At 70.2% G+C, this 26,034-nt stretch carries 24 protein-coding genes; 11 read left to right on the top strand and 13 right to left on the bottom strand.

What is annotated here, in order from left to right:
- The first annotated feature begins 207 nt into the window (after window positions 1-207).
- From AB0G04_RS37880 to AB0G04_RS37860, 5 genes are read left to right on the top strand one after another with little or no spacing between them, the layout of a single operon-like run.
- The gene (locus AB0G04_RS37880) at window positions 208-1,518 is read left to right on the top strand and encodes an extracellular solute-binding protein (protein WP_360993394.1); all 1,311 of its coding nucleotides are present in this window, start codon (window positions 208-210) and stop codon (window positions 1,516-1,518) included.
- Window positions 1,515-2,444 carry a sugar ABC transporter permease gene (locus tag AB0G04_RS37875; RefSeq protein ID WP_360993392.1) on the top strand — a complete coding sequence of 310 codons (930 nt, stop codon included), beginning with the start codon at window positions 1,515-1,517 and terminating at the stop codon, window positions 2,442-2,444. The genes AB0G04_RS37880 and AB0G04_RS37875 overlap by 4 nt, the downstream gene beginning before the upstream one ends.
- Window positions 2,441-3,262 carry a carbohydrate ABC transporter permease gene (locus tag AB0G04_RS37870; RefSeq protein WP_360993389.1) on the top strand — a complete coding sequence of 274 codons (822 nt, stop codon included), beginning with the start codon at window positions 2,441-2,443 and terminating at the stop codon, window positions 3,260-3,262. The genes AB0G04_RS37875 and AB0G04_RS37870 overlap by 4 nt, the downstream gene beginning before the upstream one ends.
- Window positions 3,259-5,643: a glycoside hydrolase family 2 protein gene (locus AB0G04_RS37865; protein WP_360993386.1), complete on the top strand. Its 2,385-nt coding sequence runs from the start codon at window positions 3,259-3,261 to the stop codon at window positions 5,641-5,643. The genes AB0G04_RS37870 and AB0G04_RS37865 overlap by 4 nt, the downstream gene beginning before the upstream one ends.
- Window positions 5,640-8,180 (top strand): carbohydrate binding domain-containing protein, encoded by a 2,541-nt coding sequence (locus tag AB0G04_RS37860; RefSeq protein ID WP_360993383.1) that lies wholly within the window; start codon window positions 5,640-5,642, stop codon window positions 8,178-8,180. Before AB0G04_RS37865 ends, AB0G04_RS37860 begins: the two co-directional genes overlap by 4 nt.
- An 84-nt stretch (window positions 8,181-8,264) precedes the next feature.
- On the opposite strand, the gene AB0G04_RS37855 is transcribed toward AB0G04_RS37860, so the two are convergent.
- From AB0G04_RS37855 to AB0G04_RS37810, 10 genes are all read right to left on the bottom strand, one after another.
- Window positions 8,265-8,522: a hypothetical protein gene (locus tag AB0G04_RS37855; protein WP_360993380.1), complete on the bottom strand. Its 258-nt coding sequence runs from the start codon at window positions 8,520-8,522 to the stop codon at window positions 8,265-8,267.
- Between the two features lie 38 nt (window positions 8,523-8,560).
- Window positions 8,561-8,965: a hypothetical protein gene (locus AB0G04_RS37850; protein ID WP_360993377.1), complete on the bottom strand. Its 405-nt coding sequence runs from the start codon at window positions 8,963-8,965 to the stop codon at window positions 8,561-8,563.
- A 42-nt stretch (window positions 8,966-9,007) separates the two neighbouring features.
- Window positions 9,008-9,478, bottom strand: a complete 471-nt coding sequence (locus AB0G04_RS37845; RefSeq protein ID WP_360993374.1) for a hypothetical protein — start codon at window positions 9,476-9,478, stop codon at window positions 9,008-9,010.
- Window positions 9,475-9,918, bottom strand: coding sequence for a hypothetical protein (locus AB0G04_RS37840; protein WP_360993371.1), 444 nt, complete (start codon window positions 9,916-9,918; stop codon window positions 9,475-9,477). Before AB0G04_RS37840 ends, AB0G04_RS37845 begins: the two co-directional genes overlap by 4 nt.
- Window positions 9,915-10,823 carry a PfkB family carbohydrate kinase gene (locus tag AB0G04_RS37835; RefSeq protein WP_360993368.1) on the bottom strand — a complete coding sequence of 303 codons (909 nt, stop codon included), beginning with the start codon at window positions 10,821-10,823 and terminating at the stop codon, window positions 9,915-9,917. The genes AB0G04_RS37840 and AB0G04_RS37835 overlap by 4 nt, the downstream gene beginning before the upstream one ends.
- Window positions 10,820-11,986, bottom strand: coding sequence for an AGE family epimerase/isomerase (locus AB0G04_RS37830; protein ID WP_360993590.1), 1,167 nt, complete (start codon window positions 11,984-11,986; stop codon window positions 10,820-10,822). Before AB0G04_RS37830 ends, AB0G04_RS37835 begins: the two co-directional genes overlap by 4 nt.
- Window positions 11,987-12,138: 152 nt before the next feature.
- Window positions 12,139-13,137, bottom strand: a complete 999-nt coding sequence (locus AB0G04_RS37825) for a glycosyl hydrolase (protein ID WP_360993365.1) — start codon at window positions 13,135-13,137, stop codon at window positions 12,139-12,141.
- A gap of 204 nt (window positions 13,138-13,341) precedes the next feature.
- A complete protein-coding gene (locus tag AB0G04_RS37820; RefSeq protein WP_360993363.1) occupies window positions 13,342-14,187 on the bottom strand; it encodes a substrate-binding domain-containing protein in 846 nt (281 codons plus the stop codon).
- 18 nt (window positions 14,188-14,205) lie between these two features.
- A complete protein-coding gene (locus AB0G04_RS37815; RefSeq protein WP_360993360.1) occupies window positions 14,206-15,384 on the bottom strand; it encodes an ROK family transcriptional regulator in 1,179 nt (392 codons plus the stop codon).
- A gap of 36 nt (window positions 15,385-15,420) precedes the next feature.
- The gene (locus tag AB0G04_RS37810; RefSeq protein WP_360993359.1) at window positions 15,421-16,398 is read right to left on the bottom strand and encodes a DUF1152 domain-containing protein; all 978 of its coding nucleotides are present in this window, start codon (window positions 16,396-16,398) and stop codon (window positions 15,421-15,423) included.
- Window positions 16,399-16,684: 286 nt separating this feature from the next.
- Here AB0G04_RS37810 and AB0G04_RS37805 point away from each other — a divergent pair, with 286 nt between their 5' ends.
- Together AB0G04_RS37805 and AB0G04_RS37800 are read left to right on the top strand one after the other, a co-directional pair.
- Entirely contained in the window at window positions 16,685-18,382 is a 1,698-nt protein-coding gene (locus AB0G04_RS37805) for a polysaccharide deacetylase family protein (RefSeq protein ID WP_360993356.1), read from the top strand.
- Between the two features lie 60 nt (window positions 18,383-18,442).
- Window positions 18,443-19,705 carry an SMI1/KNR4 family protein gene (locus AB0G04_RS37800; protein WP_360993354.1) on the top strand — a complete coding sequence of 421 codons (1,263 nt, stop codon included), beginning with the start codon at window positions 18,443-18,445 and terminating at the stop codon, window positions 19,703-19,705.
- Window positions 19,706-19,752: 47 nt separating this feature from the next.
- Here AB0G04_RS37800 and AB0G04_RS37795 read toward each other — a convergent pair whose 3' ends face one another.
- The gene (locus AB0G04_RS37795) at window positions 19,753-20,022 is read right to left on the bottom strand and encodes a helix-turn-helix transcriptional regulator (RefSeq protein ID WP_360993351.1); all 270 of its coding nucleotides are present in this window, start codon (window positions 20,020-20,022) and stop codon (window positions 19,753-19,755) included.
- 88 nt (window positions 20,023-20,110) lie between these two features.
- Between AB0G04_RS37795 and map the strand changes: the two genes are divergently transcribed.
- The gene (map, locus tag AB0G04_RS37790; RefSeq protein ID WP_360993348.1) at window positions 20,111-20,908 is read left to right on the top strand and encodes a type I methionyl aminopeptidase; all 798 of its coding nucleotides are present in this window, start codon (window positions 20,111-20,113) and stop codon (window positions 20,906-20,908) included.
- Between the two features lie 85 nt (window positions 20,909-20,993).
- A complete protein-coding gene (locus tag AB0G04_RS37785; RefSeq protein WP_360993345.1) occupies window positions 20,994-21,551 on the top strand; it encodes a helix-turn-helix domain-containing protein in 558 nt (185 codons plus the stop codon).
- An 86-nt stretch (window positions 21,552-21,637) separates the two neighbouring features.
- On the opposite strand, the gene AB0G04_RS37780 is transcribed toward AB0G04_RS37785, so the two are convergent.
- Window positions 21,638-22,213: a TetR/AcrR family transcriptional regulator gene (locus AB0G04_RS37780; RefSeq protein ID WP_360993343.1), complete on the bottom strand. Its 576-nt coding sequence runs from the start codon at window positions 22,211-22,213 to the stop codon at window positions 21,638-21,640.
- Window positions 22,214-22,270: 57 nt separating this feature from the next.
- On the opposite strand from AB0G04_RS37780, the gene AB0G04_RS37775 reads away from it, so the two are divergent.
- Window positions 22,271-22,765 (top strand): GNAT family N-acetyltransferase, encoded by a 495-nt coding sequence (locus AB0G04_RS37775; protein WP_360993340.1) that lies wholly within the window; start codon window positions 22,271-22,273, stop codon window positions 22,763-22,765.
- Between the two features lie 123 nt (window positions 22,766-22,888).
- Complete coding sequence (locus tag AB0G04_RS37770; protein ID WP_360993337.1) at window positions 22,889-23,929, top strand: AraC family transcriptional regulator; 1,041 nt, start codon at window positions 22,889-22,891, stop codon at window positions 23,927-23,929.
- Window positions 23,930-23,936: 7 nt separating this feature from the next.
- Here the strand turns inward: AB0G04_RS37770 and AB0G04_RS37765 are convergent, their stop codons facing one another.
- Complete coding sequence (locus AB0G04_RS37765) at window positions 23,937-25,892, bottom strand: methyl-accepting chemotaxis protein (protein ID WP_360993334.1); 1,956 nt, start codon at window positions 25,890-25,892, stop codon at window positions 23,937-23,939.
- Window positions 25,893-26,034: the final 142 nt, after the last annotated feature.

Raw genomic sequence — 26,034 nt, 5'->3', positions numbered from 1 at the left:
GGTGATGTGTCTCCACTCCGTGCGGAAAGCGAGGGGCCTGGTGCGACGGGCCCTGAGCCTAGCGGGCGCACCCACTTTAACCTGCAACGGAGGAAAATAAATTAGTAATCTAAGCTTGACAGGCTCGTAACGCCGCCACCATGCTGGGCCCTCAACGAGGCGGTGACGCATCCGCCGACATCGAATTGACCCAGGACAGGTAAAGCGATGACCAATAGAAGGCGATTCATCGGTATCGGTGCGCTCACGGCACTGGCCCTGCTGGCCGGCTGCACCGGTGGTGCGGGCGGCGACGACTCCGCGGCCGGTGACTTCTCCGGCGACGTCAAGGGCGAGATCACGGTTCTGACCAACCGGACCGACCTGGTCACCACGAAACTCCCCGAGTACGCCAAGAAGTTCGAGGTCAAGTACCCCGGTACGAAGGTCACCTTCGAGGGCGTGACCAACTACGAGCAGGACGTCACCACCCAGCTCAGCGGCGGTGACTACGGCGACGTGCTGCTGATCCCCAACACCGTCGCGGTCGACCAGCTCGGACAGTTCTTCGAGCCGCTCGGCACGGTCGACGAGCTCAAGGGCAAGTACCGGTTCATCGACGAGAAGGCGTACGACGGCAAGGTCTACGGATTGTCGCTGGGCGGCGTCGCCAACGGCTTCGTGGTCAACAAGCGGGTGTTCGCGCAGGCCGGCGTCACCGCGCCGCCGAAGACGCCGGAGGAGTTCCTGGCCGCGCTCAAGGCGGTCGCCGCCACCGGCGCCACCCCGTTCTACACCAACTACAAGGACGGCTGGCCGCTGAGCTTCTTCAACAGCCAGCGCGCGATCCTCAACGACCCGAAGGTCAACGAGAACTTCCCGGCCGACGCGCAGCCGTGGCAGCCCGGCAAGCTCCAGCACATCACCGACGGCCTGCTCTTCGACATCGTGAAGCAGGGGCTCAGCGAGAAGGACCCGCTGACCACCAACTGGGAGGGTTCCAAGCCGATGCTCGGCACCGGCAAGGTCGCCAGCATGCTGCTCGGCTCGTGGGCCGTCCCGCAGATGCGCGACGCCGCCACCGCCGCCGGATCGAACCCCGACGACATCGCGTTCTGGCCGTTCCCGCACCAGACCGGTGGGAAGTTCCACGCCCGGATCGAAGGCGACTACAAGGGCGCGGTCAGCAAGAACTCGGCGAACAAGGCCACCGCCAAGGCCTGGCTGGAGTGGTTCGTCACCGAGTCCGGGTTCGCCGCCGACCAGCAGGCGATCCCCACCGCCGTCGGCCAGCCGCTGCCCAAGGCTCTCGAGGACTTCACCGCCACCGGCGTCGAGCTGCTGGAACTGCCGGCCGCGGCGGCCAACAGCGGCAAGGAGGACCAGATCATCAAGGAGTCCGAGATCGATCTGGCCGGACCGATCTACCGGCAGAAGCTCGTCGACATCGCCCGCGGCGCGGCCAAGGGTGACAAGGAGTCGTACTTCGCCGAGCTCAACAAGCGCTGGAGCGCCGCCCAGTCCACGGTGATGAAGTGACGAGTCAACTCGTCGAGGCCCGGCCCGCCGTCACGGCGGGCCGGCGCCGGCACCGGCACCGGCCGAAATTCCGCTACACCCCCTGGCTGTACGTCGCACCCGCGCTCCTCCTGCTGATCACCTTCACGTACGTGCCGGTCGGCAACATGCTGTTCTACAGCTTCCACAAGTGGGACGGCCTGGACGTCACGATGGACCCGGTCGGGTTCGACAACTACGTGCGGGTCTTCACCGACGAACGGTACTGGCGGGTCTTCTTGATCAGCCTCTACTACTTCGCGGCGTCGTTCGCGCAGATCGCCATCGCCCTGTACTTCGCGGTCGTGCTGTCGTTCCAGACCCGCTTCCGCAATCTGTTCAAGGGGATCCTGTTCTTCCCGTACCTGCTGAACGGGGTCGCGGTCGGTTTCGTCTTCCTCTATCTCTTCCAGCCGGACGGCACGCTCGACACGGTGCTGCGGCTGGTCGGGCTGGGGGAACACACCAGGCTCTGGCTCGGAGACCCGGACATCGCCAACCTCTCGCTCGCCGGCACGTCGGTGTGGCGGTTCACCGGGCTCAACTTCGTGCTGTTCCTCGGCGCGATCCAGTCCATCCCGGGCGAGATCTACGAGGCCGCCGAGATCGACGGCGCGAACCGGTGGCACCAGTTCCGGCACATCATCGCGCCCGGCATCCGGCGGATCATCAGCCTCTCCTTCATCCTGGCGATCTCCGGCAGCCTCTCGGTCTTCGAGATCCCGTTCATCATGACGAGCGGCGCGAACGGCACCCGCACCTTCGTCATCCAGGCCTACGAGACGGCCTTCCAGTTCCGGCAGGTCGGCCTGGCCTCGGCGATGGCGGTCGTCCTGCTGCTGCTCGTCCTGCTCATCACCTGGGTCCAGCGCCGCCTGCTGCCCGACGAAGAGGTGAACCTGTCATGAGTCGTGTGGCCCGTGCCGCCAAGTACGCCTCGCTCGTACTGACCTCGGTCATCGTCCTGCTGCCTCTGGTGGTGCTGCTGTTCGCCTCGTTCAAGACGCGCGAGGAGTACAGCAGGACCGGATCGCTGACCCCGCCGGAGAACTGGTTCAACTTCGACAACTTCGTCACCGCCTGGATCGCCGGCGACATGTTCCGCGGTTTCCTGAACACCACGCTCATCCTGGTGGTGTCGCTGGCCGGCACCGTCGCGGTCGGGACGCTCGCGGCGTACGCGATCAGCCGTTTCGTCTTCCCGTTCAAGCGCTTGATTCTCGGCCTGTTCCTGGTCGCGGCCCTGGTTCCCGGGGTTACCACCCAGGTCGCGACCTATCAGATCGTCAAGTCGATGGGCCTGGTCAACACACCGTGGTCGGCGATCGTGCTGTTCATGGGGACCGACATCATCTCGATCTACATCTTCATCCAGTTCATGCAGTCGATCCCGCCGAGTCTCGACCAGGCCGCGATGATCGACGGCGCGTCCCGGTTCACCATCTATCGCCGGGTCATCCTGCCGCTGATGAAGCCGGCCATCGCCACCGTCGTGATCATCAAGGGCATCGCCGTCTACAACGAGTTCTACATCCCGTTCCTCTACCTGCGATCACCCGATCTCAACGTCATCTCCACCGCCCTGTTCAAGTTCAAAGGTCCCTACGGGGCGCAGTGGGAGACGATCGCCGCCTGCACCATGATCGTCATCATCCCCACCGTGGTGATCTTCCTGTTGCTGCAGCGCTTCATCTACAACGGCATCACCGCGGGAGCAACAAAATGATCCACACCCAAGACCTCGGCGGTACGTGGAACCTGCGCGGCACCGGCGTCGACCTCCCGGCGTCCGTGCCCGGATGCGTGCACACCGACCTGCTCGCCGGATCTCGGATCCCGGACCCGTTCCTCGACGACAACGAGCACGCGGTGGCCTGGGTCGGCCGGCAGGACTGGACGTACTCGCGGGACATCACCTGGGACGGGCCGGACTGCGACCGCGTCGACCTGGTCTTCGAGGGCCTGGACACGGTCGCTCGCGTCGAACTGGACGGCGCGGTGGTCGGTTCCACCCGCAACATGCACCGCACCTACCGCTTCGACGTCACCGGGGAGTCGGGCCGCCTCGACGTGCACCTCACGTCGGCCTACACGGAGGCCGAGCGGGTGCGGGACCTGCTCGGGCAGCGCCCCAACGCCTACCCGGAGCCGTTCCAGTTCATCCGCAAGATGGCCGCCAGCTTCGGCTGGGACTGGGGGCCGACCCTGGTCACGGCCGGAATCTGGCGCCCGGTCCGTCTCGAGGGCTGGAGCACCGCCCGCCTCGCCACGGTGCGTCCACTCTGCACGTACGACGGAAAAGCCGGAAAGCTGGATCTGACCGCCGGCGTCGAGCGAACGCGTGATCGTGCCCTGCGCGCGACGGTGCTGCTCGACGGCCGTGAGATCGCCGCCCTGGACATTCCGGCGGGGGAGACCGGCGTCCGCGCCGAGATCGGCGTGCCCGGAGTGACACCGTGGAACCCGATCGGCTACGGCAAGCCGGCGCTCCACACCCTGACGGTCGTGCTGACCGATGACGACGGCACCGAACTCGACCGCTGGCAACGGCTGACCGGGTTCCGCACCGTGCACATCGACCGCAGCCCGGACGAGGCCGGCACCCGGTTCGTCGTCCACGTCAACGGTGAGCCCGTCCTGGTCAAGGGCGTCAACTGGATCCCCGACGACATCTTCCCGTCCCGGATGACCCGCGAACGCTACGAGTTGCGGCTTCGTCAGGCCGCCGACGCCGGCGTCAACCTGATCCGGGTGTGGGGCGGCGGCATCTACGAGGACCGCGCCTTCTACGAGCTGTGCGACGAACTCGGCCTGCTGGTCTGGCAGGACTTCCTGTTCGCCTGCGCCTGCTACCCGGAGGAGGAGCCGATCCGCTCGGAGGTGATCGCCGAGGCCCGCGACAACGTGACCCGCCTGTCCCCGCACCCCAGCCTGATCACCTGGAACGGCAACAACGAGAACCTCTGGTTGTACGAGGCGTCGGGCTGGAACGAACAGCCCGGCGGTGACCTGAGCTGGGGCGAGGGTTACTACCTCGACGTCCTGCCGGGGATCGTCGCCGAACTCGACCCGACCCGCCCCTACCAGGCCGGCAGTCCCTGGTCGGGATCGTGGGAGCACGAGCCGAACTCGCCGGACCACCAGACCATGCACTCCTGGGAGGTGTGGAACCGCGAGGACTACCTGCGCTACCGCGACACGGCACCCCGGTTCGTCGCCGAGTTCGGCTGGCAGGCGCCACCGGCCTGGACCACGCTGCGCGACGCCGTCTCCGACGAGCCGCTGCTTCCGGACTCGCCGGGCGTACTGCACCACCAGAAGGCCGAGGACGGCAACGGCAAACTCGCCCGCGGCCTGGAGCCGCACTTCCCGGCACCCGCCTCCACCGAGGCCTGGCACTATCTGACCCAGCTCAACCAGGTTCGTGCCGTGCGTACCGGCATCGAGCACTGGCGTTCGTACTGGCCGCACACCGCCGGCACGATCGTGTGGCAGCTCAACGACCTGTGGCCGGTCACCTCGTGGGCGGCGATCGACGGCGCCGGCCGGTTCAAGCCGCTGTACTTCGCGTTGCGCACGGTCTACGCGGACCGCGGCCTGACCATCCAGCCGCGCAACGGCGGCCTGGTCGTCGCGGTACTCAACGACCACGCGTCGGCGTGGAGCGGCGAGCTGCGCGTCCAGCACCGCGACGCCGACGGCGCCGTCCTGTCCACGACCATCACGCCGGTGACCGTCGCGGCCCGATCCGTCACCCTGACGCCGGTCGACGACCGGGACGCCGCCTTCGTCGTGGCCACGCTCGGTGACGTACGCGCGTTCCACTTCATCGGCGATCCCGTCCCGGACGCCGGCCTGACGGTGACTGCCGACGCCGTCCCCGGTGGGCTGGACGTCCGCCTGCACGCCACCGGCCTGGCCCGCGACGTCCTGCTGCAGCCCGACCGCATCCACCCGGACGCCGTCGTCGACCGGGGCTTCGTCACCCTGCTGCCCGGCGAGTCGGCGGTCCTGCACGTACGCGCCCCGATCGACCTCGACCCCGCCGCCGTCAAGGACCCCTGGGTCGTCACCGACCTGGCCTCAGCCCTCTCGGGGATTTCATGAGACGTAGAACCGCCATCATCGCCATGACCGTCATAGCCACCTCAGCAGCCGTCCCCGTCCCGGCCGGCGCCCACGCGCACCGCCGGTTCGTCACCCGGGACGGCACCCAGCTCAAGATCGGGAAGAAGCCGTTCCGCTTCGCCGGCACCAACCTCTACTGGCTCGGCCTCGACGAGAACGTCGGCGGCGTCGACTACCCCACGTACTTCCGTATCCGGGACGCCCTCGACACGGCCAAGGCGATGGGCATGACCGTCGTCCGCTCGCACATGCTCGCCTCCACCGGCCACCCGAAGACGCTGCTTCCGTCGAAGGAGGCCGGATTCAACGACGAGGCGTTCCGCACCATCGACTACGCCGTCGCCCACGCCGGAAGGGCCGGGATCCGGCTCATCCTGCCGCTCACCGACAACTGGGCCTACTACCACGGCGGGCACGCCGACTTCACCGAGCCGTACGGCCTGCCCAGCGAAGCCTTCTACACCGACCCCCGGGTCATCGCCGACTACCAGGCGTACGCCGAGCACGTCATGCACCACGTCAACCCGCTCACCGGCAAACGCCTCGTCGACGACCCGACCATCATGGCCTGGGAACTCGGCAACGAACTCGAGGGCATGACCCCCCAGTGGATCAACACGAACGCGGCTGTCCTCTCCGCCCTCGCGCCGCGCCAGCTGATCGCCGCGGGCCGGCGTTTCGACATCGACCCGGACACGCTGTCGGCCCCGGACATCGACATCGTCGACGTGCACTACTACCCGCCGACCGCCGCGAAGGTACGGTCGGACGCCGCCACCGTTGCGGCCGCCGGCAAGGTCTACATCGCCGGCGAGTACGCCTCCACGGCGGCGAGCAGCGAACTCCTCACCCCACTGGTGGCCGACCCGAACGTCACCGGCATGCTGTCGTGGTCGCTGTTCGGCCACCATGACCGTCACGGATTCGTGCAGCACGACGACGGCTTCACCTTCCACCTTCCCGGCGACGACGAGCGGATGGCCGCCGCGAACCGGGCGCAGATCGACTACGCGAAGGCCCTCGGCGCGCCGGCCGCCCGTGAGCCCGTCGGCACCCCGCTCATCACCGGGATCGGCAAGCGCGGCGGCCTCAACGTCGTGCAGTGGCGGGGCGCGGCGGCCGCCGACGCCTACCTGGTCGAGCGGTCCCGCTCGGAACGCGGCCCGTGGCGCCCCGCACACCGCGGCCTGCTGACCGACAACGACACCCCGTGGACCGACCTGACCGCTCCGGGTGACATCTGGTACCGGGTCACCCCCTTCAAGGGCGACAGGGCCGGAAAGGCTTCGGATCCGGTGTACGCCGCGCGGCGCGACACGGTCCTCGTCGACCCGCTCGAGACATTCGACCTGGCCGACGGGCACGCCGGACTCGAGTTGCGCCCCGGCGCCGGCGACACCACCGCTCACCCGGCCGGTGCCGGCCCCGCCTGGATCAGCTGGCACCGGGCGGCGACCCGGCGCGTCACGTTCGACGTCCTGGCATCCGACCGGCCGGAGACGGACCATCGTTCGACGGCGATGGGCCGGCGCGCCGGGCTCGCGGTCGAGGTGTCCGGGGACGGCAACACCTGGCGTACCGTCCAGGCCTCGGTCGACCGGGCCGGCAACGGCCGGTACACGGTGACCGCGACACTGCCGGACGCCGACCACGTGCGGCTCGCCTGGACCGGCGGCGGACGGGCCGGCCTGACCCGGGCCACCCTGTGGCCGGCCGACCCCGCGCCGGTCACTGCTGCGCCCGCCGCCTTCGAGGTGGTGGGCCCGGCCGCCGGAGCCACCGAGGTCATCGGCCCGGACTCCTTCTCCTGGAAGCCCGCCGAGGGAGCCGGCTACTACACCTTGACCGTCTCACGCAACGCGGACCTGACCGACCCGGAGATCAGCGTGACCGGTCTCCCGGACAGCTCGTACGAGCCGCCACGGGGACTCGGCCCGGCGACGACCTGGTACTGGAACGTACGGGCCACCAACGCGGCGGGCAGCACGAGCACTCCCGTAGCCGCCTTCACCACCAGGGCCGTCCCGACGGCGCCGGTGACGATCGACGACTTCGAGGGCTACACCGACGATGCCGCCCTGACCGCCGCGTACGTCCGTAACACCGGTGGCGACCCGGTCACCTCCACATTGGTGCCGTCACCGTCCGGCAGCGGGAAAGCCATGGCCCTGGACGTGACAGCCGGATCGTCCGGTTACGCCGGGGTGAGCCGGACCTTCGCCGCACCGATCGATCTGTGGGGCCAGGACGGCATCGAACTGCGGCTGGACCGGTCCGCCACGCAGGCGACGATCACCGTCCAGTTCGTGGCCGACGGCGTCTACTGGGAACACACCCTTCCCGCGGCGACCCCGTCGGGCGTGATCCGGGTGCCGTTCACCGCGTTCGCCCCGCCGCCGTGGGCCCCGGGCGGGGATCTCGACCTCCAGAAGGTGACCCAGTTGTCGCTCTATCTCGGTGGTGGCGCGGGCCGCCTGACCGTCGACGAGGTGAGGGCCTACCCGCCCACCCGCTGATCGACAGGCTGCCGCCGCGGGCTCGATCCGGTGGCGGCAGCCTCCTGTCCGGGACGAAGCCTCCGGCTCGTCCCACCGCGTCGTCTACGAACGCCCCTGATCCGGCTGGTCGCCGACGGCGGATCGAGCCACCGAACGCCAGGCGTCGAAGGCCCAGCCCGGATCGCCGGTGCCCGCGCCGTCGGCGCACCTCCACAGATCTCCCGGCGAGACTCGCCCGGTGCGGCCGGGCGCGCGCCACACGCAGACACCGTCCGTGGTTCGCTCCGGCGTCCAGGTCGCGGGCAGCTCGATCGACCAGCCGTCGCCCAGAAACCGCCGCATGCCCTCCCCGGTGCCCATCCGCCGATCATGCCGTACGTGACGGGCCGGCACCGAATCTAGCGGCAGAGCAGGAGCAGCTTGAAGGCCGCGCCGCACGAGACGATCACTGCGATCATGACGGCGAGCAGAGCCCGCGCGATGATCGGCCCCGCCCGGCGGCCGTTCCAGGTGGCCGGGTGCAGCTGTTCCACGACGACCGACGACATCCAGACGAGCAGCAGCAGCGGGTAGTTGAGGTCCCAGATCTGGTCGTGGAACGCGGTGCCGTTGCCGTTGCCGCCGTAGTTCGAGCAGCCGCGTACGTCCAGGGCCGGCCGGAGCACCACGGTCAGCGCTGTGAGCAGGGCGCCACCGGCCAGCAGGGCCCGGAATCCGGCCAGTGCGGATCGCGGCTTCCTGAGGCCGGCGCGTTCGCCTGCGAAGAAAAAGATCGTCTGCTCCCGGGGTGTGTCGGCTCGCATGATCAAAACATCGGCTGTCAATGCGGGCCGTGCCCCGGCGGGTCAGAGGTGATGGCGCCGGAAGAAGCGCCACATCACCCGGTTCGCGTCGATGTCGTGGCTGACCGTGCCGTTGCCGTTGTCGATCGGGGTGCCGGGCCAGGTGTGGCCACCGTCGGCGATCCGGTACAGCGTCACCTCCGCGCCACGGCGGCACGAGCGGTACGAGATCTTCGAGACCTGTGCGGTGACCGCGGTGGTACGCGGCTCGGGCGCGCACCCGTTGATCCGCGCCCATCGTCGCTGAGCCGCGGGTACCGAGTATCCCCAGTAGACGGAGCCGCCACCGGCGAACGGGTTCGTCCCGTCCTGCTCGCCGTGGAAGGCGAGCACCGGAACGGGACGTCCGGGCGTACACGATGACGGGTCCGGCTCTCCGGGGTTCCGGGGGGCCGGGCGGCCGGCCCGGAGTCCGGCGACCGGGGCGATCGCCGCGATCCTCTCCGGGCGGGCACACGCGAACGCCGAGATCATGCGGCCGCCGCCGGAGTAGCCGGGTCCGCACACAGCGAGGTGACAGCCGTGGCGATGACCTGCTCGAGGAAGGCCACGTCGTCGCGAGCACCGGCGGGTGGGGTGCCGGCACCGGGGACGTTCCAGCCGTAGCCGCTGCCGGCGGGGATCACTCCGGTGGGCGCCAGCACCAGATGGTCAGCCGGCCTCATGTTGCTGTATTCGAGTTGGCCGGCGCCGGTGCTCTGAGTTCCGTGCAGGTTGAGGACCGCCGGCAGGCGTGTGCCGGGCCGGACCCCGGCCGGGACGTGGACGTCCACCGGATACTGCCGGCCCTGAAAGGTGACCGGAACGGTGTGCCGGCCAGGAGGCTGACCGCAGGTGGCCGACGCCTGAGCGGCCGGTGCGGCCGGTACGGCCGCCGACAGTGCGGTGACGGCGCAGACCATGAGCCGTTTCATACCGGTAGTTCCTCTCGGGTGGGCGGTGCCGCCCCGGCACGGGAGACGGTGATCGCGGCGACGAGGGCCGCGTGCGACAGGACCCGGCCGAGGTCGCCGGCGGTGACGGCACGCAGTCGCGGGCGGGCCCCGGCGCCGAGCAGGTGCCGCTCCCGCAGCGCGTCGAGCAGGCCGGACATGAACGAGTCGCCGGCACCCACGGTGTCGGCGACGGTGACTTTGACCGGCGGGACCACCACGTGGGCGTTGCCGGTCACGGCGAACGCGCCGTGCGCGCCGAGGGTCACGCCCACCAGCGCCGGTCCGGACGCCTGCCAGCGCCGGGCCACGTCGAGTGCCGGAATACCCGGGTAGAGCCACTCCAGGTCCTCGTCGCTGGCCTTCACGACGTCACTGACCGCGACGAGGGCTTCGACCCGGGCACGGCAGGCGTCCGGCTCGCCGGCCAGCGCCGGCCGGATGTTGGGGTCGTAGCTGATCGTCGTGATGGCGCGGCGTTCGCTGAGCAGCTTCCCCACGTCGCCGGCACCCGGCTCCAGAAGCGCGGCGATCGAGCCGGTGTGCAGGTGGATTGCGGTCTCGGTGGCCGCCGGACCGTCCGGCCAGCGGGGCCACTCGACGGCGAAGGCGTACCGTGCGGAGCCGTCGGGCTGGATCTCGGCACGTGCCTGCGAGGTCACGCCGGTGATCGGCGCGAGCAGGCGCACACCGGATGCGGTGAGGTGGTCGCGCAACAGATCACCGGCCGGATCGGCACCGAGATGGGTCCACAGGCCGACGTCGTGGCCCAGGCGGCCCAGGCCGGCGGCGACGTTCGCGGGACTGCCACCGGGCAGTGCGCGGCGTGTCCCGGAGCCCTCGATGACGTCCAGGATGGACTCGCCGATGATGAGGAACGGTCTCACTGTGCGGCTCCCATCAAGGCACACGCGGCCGCGAGACCGGCCGTCAGCGGGGCGCGGGGGATCAGTGTGGCCTGCACGGCGTGGTACAGGTCGGGCTTGCCCGCCCAGGTCGACGCGGCTGGCCGGTTACCGGGGTCCAGCTCGTGCCACCACGATCCGTGCCGGAGGTCCACGAAGTGCTCGCGCACGTGCGAGCACCAGGTGCGCAGCCAGGACGCGTACTGTTCGTCGCCGGTACGGGTGTGCAGGGCGCCCGCTGCCGCGACGGCCTCCGCGACGACCCAGTGCATGCGCTGGCGTACGACCGGCTTGCCGTCCCAATCGGTGGTGTAGACGAAAACGGGCCTGCCGTCGGCCGCCCAGCCGTCCCGCACCGCCTGCGCGAAGAGCGCTGTCGCGGCGGGAAGCATCCAGTCCGGTGCCGAACCGGCCAGGGCCGCCTCGAGGTGGAGGATGAGCCGTGACCATTCCAGAGCGTGGCCGACCGTGGCGCCGTACGGCTTGAACGGATCGTGCGGCCGGTCGAGGTGGTGTTCGAGGCGCGGGTTCCAGTGCTCGTCGAAGTGTTCCGGCAGTCGCCGGCCATGTCGCTGTGCCAGGTCGGCGGTACGTCCGGTGACGGCCAGCGCACGCTGCAGGTACTCCTGCCGCCCGGTGGCGTCGAACGCGGCGAGCATGGCCTCGACCGCGTGCATGTTGGCGTTGAGTCCCCGGTACCCGTCGAGTCGCTGCCAGCCGGTGTCCCACTCGTCGGCGAACATGCCGTGGTCCGGTTCCCAGAAGCGGTGTACGAGCGTATCGGCGGCCTCGGTGAGCAGGGCCTGCGCGCCGGGTCGTCGCGCGAGCGTGGCGGAGGCGGCGGCGAGGACCACGAACGCGTGGTCGTAGCAGGACTTCCCGTCGGCGGGCCGGCCGTCGGGGGCGATGCTCGGGTGCCAGCCGCCGTTGTCCCGGTCGTGGAGGATTCCGGTCAGCCCCGCCAGGGCCGTGTCGGCGAGGGCTCCGGATCCTGGTACGCCGAGCAGTTCGCCGAGGCTGTAGACGTGCGCCATCCGGGCGGTGATCCAGGTGTAGATCGGGCGGTCGAGATCGGGCGTTCCGTCGCCGGTCAGCCAGGCGGCGCCGCCGAGAGGGTGCGGGAAGCAGAGGCCGAAGTCGAGCAGGTGCCCGGTCTCCCGGGACAGCCAATCGGTGGACCCCCGGTCGTTGGTGGACGTCCCGTCGTTGGTGGACTTCCGGTTATCGGTGGACAGAACGTTCTCCCAGCATGTGGTGTGCCCGCCCGGGGAGGCACCCCGGACGGGCGTCAGCGTGATCAGAACCGGACTTCGCCCTGGTTCAGGACCCGGGGATGGAAGTAGGCCGCCTGGATCTCGGCGTTGGTGTTGTTACCGCGCAACTGCTCGGACCAGACCATGAAGTACGCCCACCGCGGCTGCGAGGTGAGCAGCGACGCGTTAGGCACCTTGCCCATCTCGGCGATTGCGATCGGCTTGCCGGCCGCGATCGACTGCATCTGCGAGTAGTCACCGGACGACGGGTGGTTCTTGTACCAGACGTCAAGCGACACCACGTCGACGTAGTTCGAGCCCGGGTAGTACTGGGACCAGTTCGCGTTCGGGTTGTCCTGGACATTCCACACCCAGATCAGGTTGGTCAGGCCCTGACTGTCGAAGTAGTCCTTCATCTGCTGGTAGATCTTGGCGCCGCCGTTCGCGCCGGGCCGCCCGCCCCACCAGTTCCACGTCTCGTTCATCTCGTGGAACGGCCGCCACAGCACCGGCACTCCGGCGTCCCGCAGCTGCCGCAGGTACGGCACGACCGCGGCCATCCGGCTGCGCCACGTGGTGTTCAGCGCGGTGCCGCCGGTGACGACCTGCTGGAACTGGGCGTCGGTGATCCGGGTCTTGACGCCGCCCTCGAACTCACAGGTGGCGCCGACGGTGGGCGAGCAGGCGTGCCAGGTGAGCGCCACCAGCGACCCGTTGGCCCACTCCTGTTTGGCCTGGTCGATGACGCGCTGGCGGTTGGCCTGGTCGGTGGAGCGGAACATCATCTCGCCGCCCCACAGGCCCGGCCACTGCCCGGTCACCGCATTGACCTGCTGGGTGTACGCGCCCGGCGCGGTCGCCGGTTCCTTGTTGTGCTGCCCGGAGACGATCGACGTGCCGGTGATCGATCGCAGGTAGTTGATGACCGTCGACTTCGAGGTGGCCGTGAACGCGTTGGCGGTCGAGGCCGTGTAGACGATGCCGGCGCCGAACAGCACGAGTGTGCTGGCCAGAGCGATGGCGGGACGGGGGATTCGCACCATTCACCTCCGTTGGGGACCTACGGGGTTCTTCGATGCGGCCCAGCATGCGGCAGCCGTTGCTACCGTGTCAACATTAGATTAATAATCTAAGAAAAAGACCCGCTGGTACGGGTACACGCCGGGCGGGCGGCGCGCGCGGCGGGTGGCGGGCACGGTGGGTGGTGGCACGGCGGGCGGACGCGGCAACCGGCGTGCCGGCGGATTTCAGCTGGTGCTCTCCCGGGCCACGATGTGGGCCGGCGGCGCCTGGTAGACAGCGGGCGGTTCGCCGGCCATCGCGTCGAGCATCGCCTTCGCGGCGATCTCCCCGATCCGCACGACGTCGTGGCTGATCGCCGACAGGGCCGGGACGGCGAGCTGGCACAACCCCGAGTCGTCCCAGGCCACCACCGAGACGTCGCCCGGTACGGCCAGGTCGTTCTCGCGCAGTGTGTCGAGCACGGCCAGCGCCATCACGTCGTTGTCGCAGACGATCGCGGTCGGCCGGCGGGTGAGAAGTTCGGTGGCCCCGGCGCGTCCCGACTCGTACGAATAATCGCCCTCGGCCTGAACCAGCGTGACGCCGAGTTGCTCCGCCTCGGTTCGCGCACCGTCGCGGCGCAGCTGCGTGTGGACGAACGACAGCGGGCCGCTGAGCTGGCCGATCACCCGGTGCCCGCGATCGGCCAGGAACCGGATCGCCTCCCGGGCGTAGTCGGTGTCGTCGGTCCACACCGTCGGCAGCCCGAACGCGGTCGACGGGGCGCCGAGCACGACGGCGGGCAGTTCGAGCCGTTTCACCAGTTCGACCCGGTCGTCGTCGGGTGCCAGATCGACCAGGATGACGCCGCTGACGCGCTGGTGCTCGGCCCACCGTTCGTACGACTCGTTCTCGGCCTGCCGGTCGGTGACCACCTTGACCAGCACCGACACGCCGGTCGGGGTGAGCACCCGCTCCAGCCCTTCGATGAATTCGTGGTAGAACGGCTCCTCGCCGAGGACCCGTGAGGCCCGCGCCAGAACCAGGCCGACCCGCCGCTGCGCCTCTGCCACCGATTCCTCCGTACTCATCGTGCCGACCTGATCACGTTAGTGGGCGCTCGTGGTGTGCCCCGGCGCGATGGCGGCCTGCACCATGAGGGCCGCCGCGCCGATGCTCGCGGCATCCCTGGGCTGCGCGGACACCTCCACCGCGATGGGGTGGCGGTTCCGGGCGTGCGCGGTCCGGGCCAGGTGGGCGCGCAGCCGGCGGGCGTAGATGGAACCGGCGCTCGCTACGGCCGGGCCGGTGAGGACGAGCCGTCCCAGGTCGAGCAGGTTGACCATCGAGGCCACCGCTACGGCCAGATGCGTGGCAGCCCGGTCGATCAGGGCGAAGGCATCCGGGTCACCGTTGACGGCGGCACGGGCGACGACGTCGTACGCCGACGACACGCTCCCGTCGAGCGCCAGCCGCCCGGCGAGCCGGGGATCCTGCCGTGCGTCCTCGACCACGGCCGCCATCGAGGCGTACCGCTCCACGCAGCCCTGGTTGCCGCACGGGCAGGGCCGGCCGTCGTAGCGGATCGACAGGTGCCCCAGTTCGCCGGCGTCGAAGCTCGCGCCCCGGAACAGCGCGCCCCCGAACACCAGGCCCGCTCCGATCCCGGTGGACAGGTACACGCTGCCGAACGCCTGTTCCCGGGACACCCGGCGGCTCCAGAACTCGCCGAGGGCGGCGGCCGCCGCGTCGTTCTCCACCAAAACCGGGATCCCCAGCCGTTCGGCGAGTCCGGCCCGGACCGCGGCGAGGTCGGGTCCGGCCGACTCGAGTCCGGGACGGGCGGTCGGTGCCACGATGGCCAGGCCCTCGATGCGTTTGACCGGCAGGTCGAGTCCGTCGGTGAAGTCGGCGAACCGGGTGGTGAGCCGGTCGGTCAGGTCACCGCCGCTGTCGAGCGGCACCACCTCACGGCCCACGACGCCGCCGGTCAGATCGACGGCCACGCATGTCAGGGTTTCGGCGCCGAGATGGAAACCCATGCCGAAGCGGCTGTACGGGTTGATCGACAGCAGGATGCGGGGCTTGCCGCGGGCGGAGTCGGCGGAACCGGTCTCGTGGATCACGCCGTCGTCGATGAGAACCCGCACGATGTTGGAGATCGACGGCTGGGTCAGACCGGTCACCTCGGCCAACTCCACCCGGCTGATCGACCTGGCCGAGCGGATCACGTCCACGACCAGGGCGCGGCTGCCGGGCCCGGCCGCGGGGGTTTCTCGTCGTGCCATGCCGAAACCGTATCGTCCCCGCGCTCAGCGACATTCTCAGTGCGGGTAGACGCGCGGGACCCGGGTCTCGACCTCGTCGCGGAACTTCTCGATCCGGGTGATCACCTGTCGCCGGCCGACGGTCTGCTCGATCCGGTCCAGGTAAAGGCAGCGCGCGGCCAGCTTGTCCAGGTCGACGGTGAAGTAGACGGCCATCAGCGGGTTGACGAACAGTTCGCTGCCACTGGTGCGGCGGGTGAACTGAATGTCACCGAACTCCCCGGCGATCGCGGCGGCGATCTGGCCGTTCACGATGCTGGGCCGCTGCGGCGTGGCGGCCTGCGCGTCGGCGACCGCCTCGCGGTACCACCGGGCCTCTCGGCTGTCACCGGGGATCGACAGGGCGCCCAGGTAACCGCCCTGCCGGTCGAGCGCCGCCAGGTTCTCCAGCACCTGCACGTGGTTGACACCGTGGTAGGCGTCGATGCCGAACCCGAGACAGGTCACCAGTTTGATCGGCAGGTCGATCCCGGCGACCGCACCGACGCTGGTCAGGTCCTCGACCGGGGTGCCGATCCCGTTCTCGTCGCCGCGCATCAGGATGTCGGTGCCGCCGTCGACCAGCACGATCGCGTCGATGCCGTGGCGCTCGATCAGGTACCGGTAGGCGTCGCGCAAGGTCTGGACACCGAGCGGCGGGAACGCGTACACCGTCGACGGCAGATCGTGTGCGGCGAGCCACTTCGCCAGCGTGCCCTCCGGGAAGTACCAGTCCGGGGTGGCGGTCTCCGGCGTCACTTCGACCACATGCCGGTCCACCCACGCCGAACGGTCCACCAGCTCCAGTTCGGAGAACGACAGATTGGCCAGGTGTACGTCCACGCCCCGGTCCCACAGCGCCAGCGCCAGCGGCAGACCGGCGTAGACGTCGAAGCCACCGCCCGCGCCGGCGATCAGCACCCGGCGGGCCGGTGCCAGCGCGGCGAACAGCGGGGGAGTGGCCAGCGAGAACGACGGCGCATCAGAATCGGTCACTGTTCAATGATCAGACAGCGGCTCCATGATCAGACAGCCGCTCCACCGTCGGGCGCCGGTCCGTGGTGAGGCACCGGCGAGGGCCGTCATCAGCCGGTGGCATCGCACCGGGTCCTCGGTCAGGCCGGCACCCAGCCCCCACAGCCAGTAGTCGGCGGGCTGGATCTGGTCGAGTCGTCCGGTGGCCGGGGTCTGGTCGGCACGGCCGGCTCGTAAGCATTGATAACAAGCGATACGACGGTATGCTCGGGCGAGTTTGGGAGCGCTCCCGGTATGGAGGAACGGTATGCGGCGTACGTATTTGCACGGGTTCGTGGCTCTCTCGATCCTCACCGGACTCGTCGCCGCGCCGACGGCCGCCCGTGCCGGTGACCGCGGCTGTGCCGGATACGTGGCGCTCACCTTCGACGATGGGCCGACCCCCGGCAACACCGAGGCCCTGCTGGGCGCGCTGCGCGCCGCCCGGGCCCGCGCCACCATGTTCAACACCGGTCAACACGTCGAGGCCCACCCCGCGCTGGCCCGAGCCCAGGTCAGGGCCGGGATGTGGATCGGCAACCACAGCTGGGACCACCCGTTCATGACCCAGCTGACCGCCGCCCAGCAGGCCGACCAGATCGCCCGCACCCAGGACGTCATCCGCCGGGTCACCGGTGTGACGCCGACCCTGTTCCGGCCGCCCTACCTCGACACGAACGACGCGCTGCGGGCCGTCGAGCGGCGATACCGGCTCACCGAGATCAACACCGACGCCGACTCGAAGGACTGGAACAACGCCACCGTGGACGAGATCGTCGCCGCAGCCCGTGGCATGCGGGCCGGTGACGTCATCCTCATGCACGACTGGCCGCCCGCCACCGTGCAGGCCGTCCCGCGGGTCGTCGCCGAACTGCGTGAACGCGGACTCTGCACCGGGAAGATCTCCGCGGCGACCGGGCGGGCCGTGGCCCCCGGCGCTCCGGAGACCCGGCCCCTGGAGCGGGCACACACCGCCGGGCGCGTCGACGACCGGGCCGGGGCGGTGCGGTACACCTGGCCGGGCGTCTACTTCGAGGGCCGGTTCCGGGGCGGCAGCGTGGGAATCGTCCTCGACGACGCGGTCAACGACTACGAGCTCCGCGTCGACGACCGGCCGCCGGTCAACCTGGTCACCCCCGGGCGGGCCACCCACTGGATCACCGGGCTGGGGCGGGGCGAGCACACCGTGCGCGTCGCCAAACGTACCGAGAGCCCCTGGACCGCCGGGCAGTTCGGCGGGTTCGTCGCCGGCGACGGCGGCCGGATCCTCGCCCCGCCGGCCGCCCGGAACCGGCAGATCGAGTTCATCGGCGACTCCTGGACCGCGGGCTACGGCAACATGTCGACGAGCCGGGACTGCGGCGCGATCGGCGGCGTCGACCGCAACAGCAACGCCGACCGGACCTTCGGCGCGCTGACCGCCCGCGGCCTCGGCGCCGACTACCAGCTCAACGCCTGGTCCGGCCGGGGCATGGTGCGCAACTACGACGGCGGGGACCCCGGCACCGACTACCGCACCTGGTACGACCGGACCCTCCAGGCCGTCGACGGCACCGCCCTGCCGCGCCCCGCCTCGTGGAAACCGCAGGTCGTGGTGATCGGACTGGGCATCAACGACTTCTCCACCGCGCTGCACGCCGGGGAGAAATGGGCGACCGCCGACGAGCTGGCCGCCGACTACCGGGCCGCCTACCTGGGCTTCGTCGGCAAACTCCGGGAGCGGTACGGTCCGCGCACGCACCTGATCCTGACCTACCCGACCCTGTGGAACACCACGGCCATGGCCGACTCGATCGAACAGGTCGTCGCCGATCGCACCGCCGCCGGCGACAGCCGTGTCCGATCGCTGCACTACAGCAGCGCGCTCGACCTGCTCGGCTGCGACTGGCATCCGTCCCTCAACGACCACACCCTGCTCGCCGGGGAGCTGACCAACGCCATCGATGCGCTGCCGCTCGACTGGTGACCGCGGTAGGCCGGGCGCAGGGACAGCGCCGGTCCACTGTCGATGACATGCTCGGCGATCATGAGACTCCACTTCGTCATCCCGGTCCGGGCCACGTTCGATCCGGAGTACCGGTACCCGGGGCATCGGTGGCCCGACCCGCACCGGTCCCTGCCCGTGGCCAATGACGGACGGCCCACCGATCCCGGGGTGCTGGCCGAGATCCAGGACCTGGTAGCGGCGTTCGCCGCCCGCTACGAGGCCGAGCACGGCGAGAGGCCCAGGTGGGGGGACGGCTGCTCGGAGGCCGAGATCGCCGCCGCGGAGGCGCGGATCGGGCTCCGGCTGCCCGAGGATCTGCGAGCCTTCTACCGGCAGGTACACGACGACAACTACGAATCCGGGATCGCCGGTAGCCTCAAGCCAGTCTCGCTGGAGCAGATCGTCGAATGGCACGGCGAGGTCGACGAGTTCACGTTCAACGGTGAGACCGGCCTGTTCACCGACGATCCGGTCGTCAACGAGCTGCATCCGTACGGCCGGGTCCGCCGCGTCTCCGGCAACGATCGCTGGCTCCCGTTCGCCAGTGACTACGCCATGAACTTCGGTGCCGTCGATCTCGATCCGGCACCGGGCGGCCGATATGGGCAGATCTTCGCGTACGGGCGGGACGACACGCAGTACGTCGCTCCGTCGCTCACCCATCTGATCCGGGCCCGGCTCGCGGACCCCCGGCCCCTCGACGGGTTCACCGATCCGGGCGCGTGGGTCCCACCGGCCGCCGACTGGATCCTGGATCTCGAGGACCGGCTGCTGACCGACCTGGTTGCCGCCGAGGCCGATCCGGCGCGGGTGCAGTCGGTTCACATGAGGGCCGTGGGCGAGTTGCGCCTGCGTGACCTGGCCGGGCTGAGCTCGCTACGGGCGATCCGCGCGTTCGACGTGCGTTCGAAAGCACCGCATGCCGACCTCGAACTGCCCGCCGGGGCACCGGTGGAGCTGGTCAGCGTGAACGCGGCACGTTTCGAGCCGGAGAAGCTCGCCGACGCCTCCCATCTGGCCTTTCTCACCCTCTCCGGTAACGAGGAGCCGGTCCGCGTCGCCGGGCTGGCGGCGAATCCTCACCTGCTCCGGCTGGATCTGTCCGAAGCTGTCGTCGAGGACGTCACCGCGATCGCCGCGTTCCCCGCGTTGCGGGTGCTGTCGCTGAACGGCGCTCAGTGGCAGGAGTTGCTGGCTTCGGGGTGGGATCCGCGGACGCTGGCCGCCGCCGAGCTCAACGGGGAGTACACCGAGGCGGACAAGGCGGCGTTCGAGCGCGCGACCGGCCTGGGGCGGGAGTAGACGGAGGTCGGGCCGGCGGCCGGAGTTCGTGCGCGCCGCTGCGGGCTTCAGGAGGCCTGGCGGATCGTGGTGCCGGCCGCCAGCCAGACATCGGCCAGGTCGTTGAGGGGGACGTCGAGGGCCTGGCTCAGGCAGACGACGATGCCGAACGCCGGAGCCGGTAGCCGGCCTGTCTCGATCTTGCGCAGCGTCTCGGGGGAGATACCGGCTGCCAGGGCCACCTCGACGAGGCTGCGACCGCCCCGCGCGGACCGCAGAGCGGCTCCGAGCCGCTGGCCCGCTGCGATCTGTTCGGCGGTGAGTGGTTGGCGAACCATGCGAGCAGGATATCCCTCCGGAGCGGCCGGAACCGACATGGTATAAAAATACCGGTATTAAAGTACCAGCCGGGAAGGGGAGGCTGTCGTGATCGAGCTCAAGTCCGCCGAGGAGATCGGCCGGATGGCGGTGACCGGCCAGTTCGTCGGCGAGCTTCTCGCCGAGCTGAAGGGTGTCGCCGCGGTCGGTGTCAACCTGATGGACATCGAGCGCCACGCGCGTGGCCGGATCAAGGAGCGCGGCGCCGAGTCGTGCTACTGGGACTACGCGCCGTCGTTCGGCCGCGGCCCGTTCCGTAACGTGCTGTGCCTGTCGGTCAACGACGCCGTGCTGCACGGCTTGCCGCACGACTACGTGCTGCGCGACGGTGACCTGCTCAGCATCGACATGGCGGTCGGCATCGACGGCTGGGTCGCCGACTCCGCGCTCTCCTTCGTCGTCGGGACGCCCGACCCGGAGGACCTGAAGCTGATCGAGGCCACCGAGGTCGCGCTCGAGGCCGCCATCGTCGCGGCTCAGCCCGGTGGCCGCCTCGGCGACATCTCCGCGGCGATCGGCGAGGTCGCCCGCGAGTACGGGTACGGCGTGAACGGCGAATTCGGCGGCCACGGCATCGGCCGCACCATGCACGAGGACCCGCACGTCGCCAACAGTGGGCGCCCCCGTCGCGGCATGCGGCTCGATCCCGGGCTCACCGTCGCCATCGAGCCCTGGTTCTGCCGCAGCACCGACAAGATCAGGTTCGACGAGGACGGCTGGACGATCCGTTCCGCCGACGGCTCCCGTACCGCCCACTCCGAGCACACGGTCGCCATCACAGCCGGCGGTCCGCAGGTCCTCACCCGGCGGCCCGGCCCGGCGACGGAGCCCGCGGCTGCTGCCTAGTGCCGGTCGGCGTGATGAACTGATCTCGGGGCTGGCGTGACTGCGGCCGCCGATGTCAGTCCCTGACATCACTATGATGAGGATCATGGGGAGATGGCAGGGCGGGGCATCGGAGCGCCTGCGGGAGGCGGCCCTCGACCTTTTCATCACACAGGGGTACGACGGAACGACCGTAGCCGAGATAGCGGCCGCCGCCGGTCTCACCGAACGCACCTTCTTCCGCCACTTCGCCGGCAAGCGTGAGGTGCTCTTCGTCGACCAGAACGAGTTCGAGCGGATCTTCCTCGGTGGCCTGCCGGAGACCGGTGACGACCCGATGGCACTGATCAGCGGTGTTCTCGACAGCGCTGCCACGCTGTGCCCGGAGGAGCGCCGGCCGTGGTCCCGGGCCCGTCAGGCGGTGATCGCCGCGAACATCGCCCTGCAGGAGCGCGAGCTGCTCAAACTGTCGTCGCTGGCGTTCACCCTGACCCGGGCGCTTGCCGGCCGCGGTATCGACGCGACCAGTGCGGCCCTGGCCGCCGAGTCGGCAGTGACCGTCTTCCGGAACGCGTTCGCCGTCTGGGTCGCCGACGGGGAGAAGCGCACCTTCGCCGACATCCAGTACACCGTCCTCGGCCGGCTGCGCGCGCTGCTGCGCTGACCGTCGCCTGCCTCGCACCGGGAACGGGCATGGTCACCGCCCGGCCGCGCTTTGGTCGCGGCCGTTCACCGGGACGGCACTCGAACCTACGAGACAGACGCGAGGCGGACGGCCGCGGTGGTCCGGTCCGCGTCGCCGGTGGCCAGCAGATCGAGCAGGGCGCCGCGCAGCACCGTCAGTGCCAGGGTGCGGCGGGCCGCGCCCTCGGCGGTGTCCCGTTCGCCGGCGGGCTGGCAGGCGGCCAGAACCTTCAGCCAGTCGTCGACCGTGGCGCGCGCGAACCCGGCCCAGGCGCCGTCCGGTTCGACGAGCGACCGTGCGTACGCCTCGACCCAGAGCCGCAACAGCGGCCGGTGCTCGTCGGTGGCCAGCCACGACCACAGCCGCTCGACCGCCGCCGACAGCCCGATCGGGATGGTCCCACCGGGCTGTCCCGCTCGGTCCAGCAGTGCCAGCTCGTCGCGGCGTGCCCGCTCCAGCAGGGCGCGGACCAGGGCGTCCTTGCTGCCGAACAGGAAGATCAGCACCCGTGGGCTGGAACCGATGGCAGCTGCCATCGGCCGCAGGGACAGGCCGGCCAGGCCGTGTGCCAGCGCATACCGGTAGGCGGCCTCCAGCAGCTCGAGGCGCCGCGGGGACACGGTTGTCGGGTTCTCGGGCACCCCGGTAGCCTACCCGCCACTGAAACAGTCGTTTCAGTAGGTCGAAGGGTGGGACACATGCCGGCGAATCTCGAGATCAGGCCGGCGGACCAGCCGGGCGACCTGGGCTGGATCGTGCAGGTGCACGGCGAGGTCTACCACCGCGAGTTCGGCTGGAACACCGGATTCGAGGCCCTGGTCGCGCGGATCGTCGCCGACTACGCCACCGCCCACGATCCCGCCCGCGAAGCGGCCTGGATCGCCGAAGCCGACGGCGAACGGGTCGGCTGCGTCATGCTCGTCGCCGCGGACCGGCCCGGCACCGCGAAACTCCGGGTCCTCGTCGTCACCGAGGCCGCCCGGGGACTCGGCGCCGGTCGCCGCCTGGTCGATCGGTGCCTCGACTTCGCCCGCGCGAGCGGCTACGAACGGGTGACACTGTGGACCGTCGACGGTCTGACCTCGGCCCGCAAGATCTACGAGGCCGCCGGGTTCGTCCTGACCGGCGAGGAGCCGCATCCCGGCTTCGGCCATGAGGTCATCGGCCAGACCTGGACCCTGGAGGCGCTCTGACACCGGTCGAAGGGCTCGTCGCGTTCCTGGCGCTCGTCGTGATCACGGTCGCCGCCGGGGCGATCGGGGACCGGCGCCGCCGCTGATTTGACCCCGCCGTCCGGCGTCTGTGACTCTCGTGTCGTGTCCCTGGTTCGGTCGGCCGGCCTGCAGAAGTTCCGGCAGACCGTCGAGTCGCTGGGCGGTGACGCCGACGCCTTCGCGCGGCAGGCCGGTCTCCCCGACGGAGCCCTCGACGCCGACGACCTGCTGGTGGAGGACGCCGCCCTCGCCGCTGTGCTGGAGATCGCCGCGTCCGCGCTGGGCTGCCCGGACCTCGGCCTGCGGGTCGCGTCGGTCCAGGAACTCAGCATGCTCGGCCCGCTCGCGGTCGCCATCCAGCACTCGCCGTCGGTCGCGGACGCTCTCGAGTGCACGTCGCGCTACATGTTCGTGCACGCCCGCGGCCTGAGCGTCTCACTGGTGCCCGACCCGGACGGCGCTCCCGGCGTGACCGCTCTGCTCTACTCGTTCGGCCCCGGCGTGCGGCCGCTGCCGCAGGCCACCGACATGACCATGCTGTTCGTGCACCGGGCCGTCGGGTTCCTGGTCGGTGACGGGTACGGCCTGCGGTCGGTGGACCTGCCGCACCGCCCGCTCGCTCCGCCCGGCCGTTACGAGCAGGCGTTCGGCGCCGCGGTCCGGTTCGGCCGCCCGCAGGCGCTGCTGAGGTTGCCGTCCAGCCTGCTGAAACGGCCGCTCGCCGGTGTCGACGCGACCCTGCGCGGTCTGGCTCTCGCGTTCCTGTCCCGCCAGTCACCCGACCCGCGGACCGGGCCGGCCGCACGGGTCCGCGCCGTCCTGGCGCAGTCGCTGGGCACCGGCCCGGTCGAGCTCGCCGACGTGGCCCGGGCCCTGGCCGTGCACCCGCGAACCCTGCAGCGCCAGCTCGGCGCCGAGGATCAGAACTTCGCCGGGATCCTTGATGACGTACGCCGTACGCGCGCCCGTGCCTATCTGACCTCCACCGACATGCCCCTGACCCAGATCAGCCGCCTGCTGGGGTTCGCCGAACAGGCCGTGCTGAGCCGCTGCGCGCGCCGCTGGTGGGGGATGAGCCCGACCGCGGTGCGGCGCCAGGCCCGGCCGGCCCGGGACACGGCAATGCCCGGCCGGGACCGGTGAGGCCGGCTCAGTACCGGAAGTTGTTGACGAGCGCCGTCATCTCGCCGGCCAGCCGGTTGAGGTCACCGACCGCGTCCCGACCGCTGCGGGCGTTCGCCGTCGCGTTGCGCGCCGAATCGGCCACGTCCGAGATCGCCTCGGTGACCCGGCCCGTGTTGCCGGCCGCCTCGTTGACGCTGCGGCTCATCTCGTTCGTCGTCGCGGTCTGCTCCTCCACGGCCGACGCGATCGACGTCGTGTAGTCCCCGATCGTCGAGATGACCTGCACGATCTCGTTGATGGCGGTAGCCGCCGCGGTGCTGATCGTCTGGATCGCGGTGATCCGCGCGGTGATCTCCTCGGTCGCCTGCGCGGTCTGCTGGGCGAGCTCCTTCACCTCACCGGCCACCACCGCGAAACCCTTGCCCGTCTCCCCGGCCCGCGCCGCCTCGATGGTGGCGTTGAGCGCGAGCAGGTTCGTCTGCTCGGCGATCGACGTGATCAGCCGGACCACGTCGCCGATCTCCTCGGTTGCCGTACCGAGTTGCGCGACCTGCCCGTTCGTGCCCTCCGCCACCGACCGGGCGTCGCCGGCGACCCGCGCCGCCTGTGCCGCGCTGCCGGCGATCTCCGCGATCGCCGCGTTCATCTCTTCGGCACCGGCCGCCACCGACTGCACGCTGCTGTTGACCGTCTGAGTCGCCTCGGCCGCGGCACCCAGGTTGTCGGACACGTGCACGACGTCCGCACTGAGCCGGTTCGTGCCGTCGGCGAGCCGGTCCGCGGCGGCCTGCACGTCGGCGGCTGATCCGGCGATCCCGCGTACCGTGGCCGCCACCTTCTCCACGAACCGGTTGAACGCCGTTGCCAGCTGCGCGACCTCGTCGTTCCCGCGCACCGTGGCCCGCTGCGTGAGATCCCCGTCGCCGTCGGCGATCTCCGCCATCCGGTCCCGCAGCCGCTCGATCGGCCGGACCACCGACCGTGCGACCGCCAGCGCGATCAACGCCGCGACCAGCAGCGCCGCGCCGGTGATCCACATACTGATGCGCAGCGACTCGTTCGCCGACTCGAGGATCGTCGCGGTCGGCACGGTCACGATCAGTGACCAGGTGTCCGTCTCGCCGAGCGCCAGCGGTGCGGCGATCTGAACCATCTCGTCGTCGCCGTCGATCACCCGGCGGGCCGGCGCCCCGTTGCTGACAGCGTTCCCCGCCAGTTCCGCCACCGCGGCGTCCGCCGGCTTGCCGGCCTGTTCCGGGTCGCCGCCGGCGACAAGCAGACCGGTCGCGCTGACCAGCATCGCGTCACCGGTACCGAACGGTCTGATCTGCGCCAGTTCGGCGGAGACGGCGTCGAGGGTCAGGTCGACGCCGGTGGCCCCGACCGTACGGCCGCCGACCACGATCGGTGCCACCAGCGAGGTCATCAGCACGCTGGCACTGCCCACCTGGTAGGAGTAGGGCTCCAGGACCTTCTCCTTGCCGGACTTCTGCGTGATCAGGTAGTAGTCGCCGTCACCGGCCTCCGTGTACGACGTGAGCACCGTCGACTTGACCGAGCCCCCGTCGCGGTACCAGTACGGCACGAACCGGCCCGAGGCGTCGTGCCGCTCGTCGCTGCCACGGAACCGGGCGTCCCGGCCGTCGAAGGCGTTCGGTTCCCAGGCCGTCCACACGCCGAAATAGGCGGGATGGCGATCCATGAGCGTACGTAGCAGCGTGTTGGCCCGAGCCCGGCCACCGGACCCGCCGGACGCCGACTCGGACGCCATCGCGGCGGCCAGATCCCGGGCGGTGCCCATCGCCGTCATCATCTGCGCCTGGACCTGCGCCGCGTTACGGACACCGATCTCCTGGGCGTACGCGAAGCCGGAGTCCCGAGCCTCAGAAAGGTTACGCCGGGTGATGACGGTGGCGACGAGCAAGAGCGAGATCCCAGCGATCAGTACCACACACATGATCAGCCGGAGTTTGATACTCAAGCGGTTCAAACGCATCACACACAGTTAATCGGCATGTGAGCCAAGCCACTAAGAACTCCTAACTTTTTGTGGTTCGGAGGCGGCGCCAGCAGATGAGGGCGCAGCCGAGTTTGAGCAGGGCTTCGTGGATGTCGTCGCGGAT

This window comes from Actinoplanes sp. NPDC023801, assembly GCF_040639655.1.
In the GTDB taxonomy this organism is placed as follows: domain Bacteria; phylum Actinomycetota; class Actinomycetes; order Mycobacteriales; family Micromonosporaceae; genus Actinoplanes.
Note: the sequence above shows the minus strand (reverse complement) of the source record. Positions and strands in the feature narration are given on the sequence as shown.

Coding starts and splice junctions, on each gene's coding strand:
- AB0G04_RS37805 (WP_360993356.1), top strand. CDS start 16,685: ATGCGGCGTACGTATTTGCACGGGTTCGTGGCTCTCTCGATCCTCACC.
- AB0G04_RS37860 (WP_360993383.1), top strand. CDS start 5,640: ATGAGACGTAGAACCGCCATCATCGCCATGACCGTCATAGCCACCTCA.
- AB0G04_RS37870 (WP_360993389.1), top strand. CDS start 2,441: ATGAGTCGTGTGGCCCGTGCCGCCAAGTACGCCTCGCTCGTACTGACC.
- AB0G04_RS37815 (WP_360993360.1), bottom strand. CDS start 15,384: ATGGCACGACGAGAAACCCCCGCGGCCGGGCCCGGCAGCCGCGCCCTG.
- AB0G04_RS37865 (WP_360993386.1), top strand. CDS start 3,259: ATGATCCACACCCAAGACCTCGGCGGTACGTGGAACCTGCGCGGCACC.
- AB0G04_RS37880 (WP_360993394.1), top strand. CDS start 208: ATGACCAATAGAAGGCGATTCATCGGTATCGGTGCGCTCACGGCACTG.
- AB0G04_RS37785 (WP_360993345.1), top strand. CDS start 20,994: ATGGGGAGATGGCAGGGCGGGGCATCGGAGCGCCTGCGGGAGGCGGCC.
- AB0G04_RS37820 (WP_360993363.1), bottom strand. CDS start 14,187: ATGAGTACGGAGGAATCGGTGGCAGAGGCGCAGCGGCGGGTCGGCCTG.
- AB0G04_RS37775 (WP_360993340.1), top strand. CDS start 22,271: ATGCCGGCGAATCTCGAGATCAGGCCGGCGGACCAGCCGGGCGACCTG.
- AB0G04_RS37850 (WP_360993377.1), bottom strand. CDS start 8,965: ATGCGAGCCGACACACCCCGGGAGCAGACGATCTTTTTCTTCGCAGGC.
- AB0G04_RS37800 (WP_360993354.1), top strand. CDS start 18,443: ATGAGACTCCACTTCGTCATCCCGGTCCGGGCCACGTTCGATCCGGAG.
- AB0G04_RS37795 (WP_360993351.1), bottom strand. CDS start 20,022: ATGGTTCGCCAACCACTCACCGCCGAACAGATCGCAGCGGGCCAGCGG.
- AB0G04_RS37840 (WP_360993371.1), bottom strand. CDS start 9,918: ATGAAACGGCTCATGGTCTGCGCCGTCACCGCACTGTCGGCGGCCGTA.
- AB0G04_RS37825 (WP_360993365.1), bottom strand. CDS start 13,137: ATGGTGCGAATCCCCCGTCCCGCCATCGCTCTGGCCAGCACACTCGTG.
- AB0G04_RS37845 (WP_360993374.1), bottom strand. CDS start 9,478: ATGATCTCGGCGTTCGCGTGTGCCCGCCCGGAGAGGATCGCGGCGATC.
- AB0G04_RS37855 (WP_360993380.1), bottom strand. CDS start 8,522: ATGGGCACCGGGGAGGGCATGCGGCGGTTTCTGGGCGACGGCTGGTCG.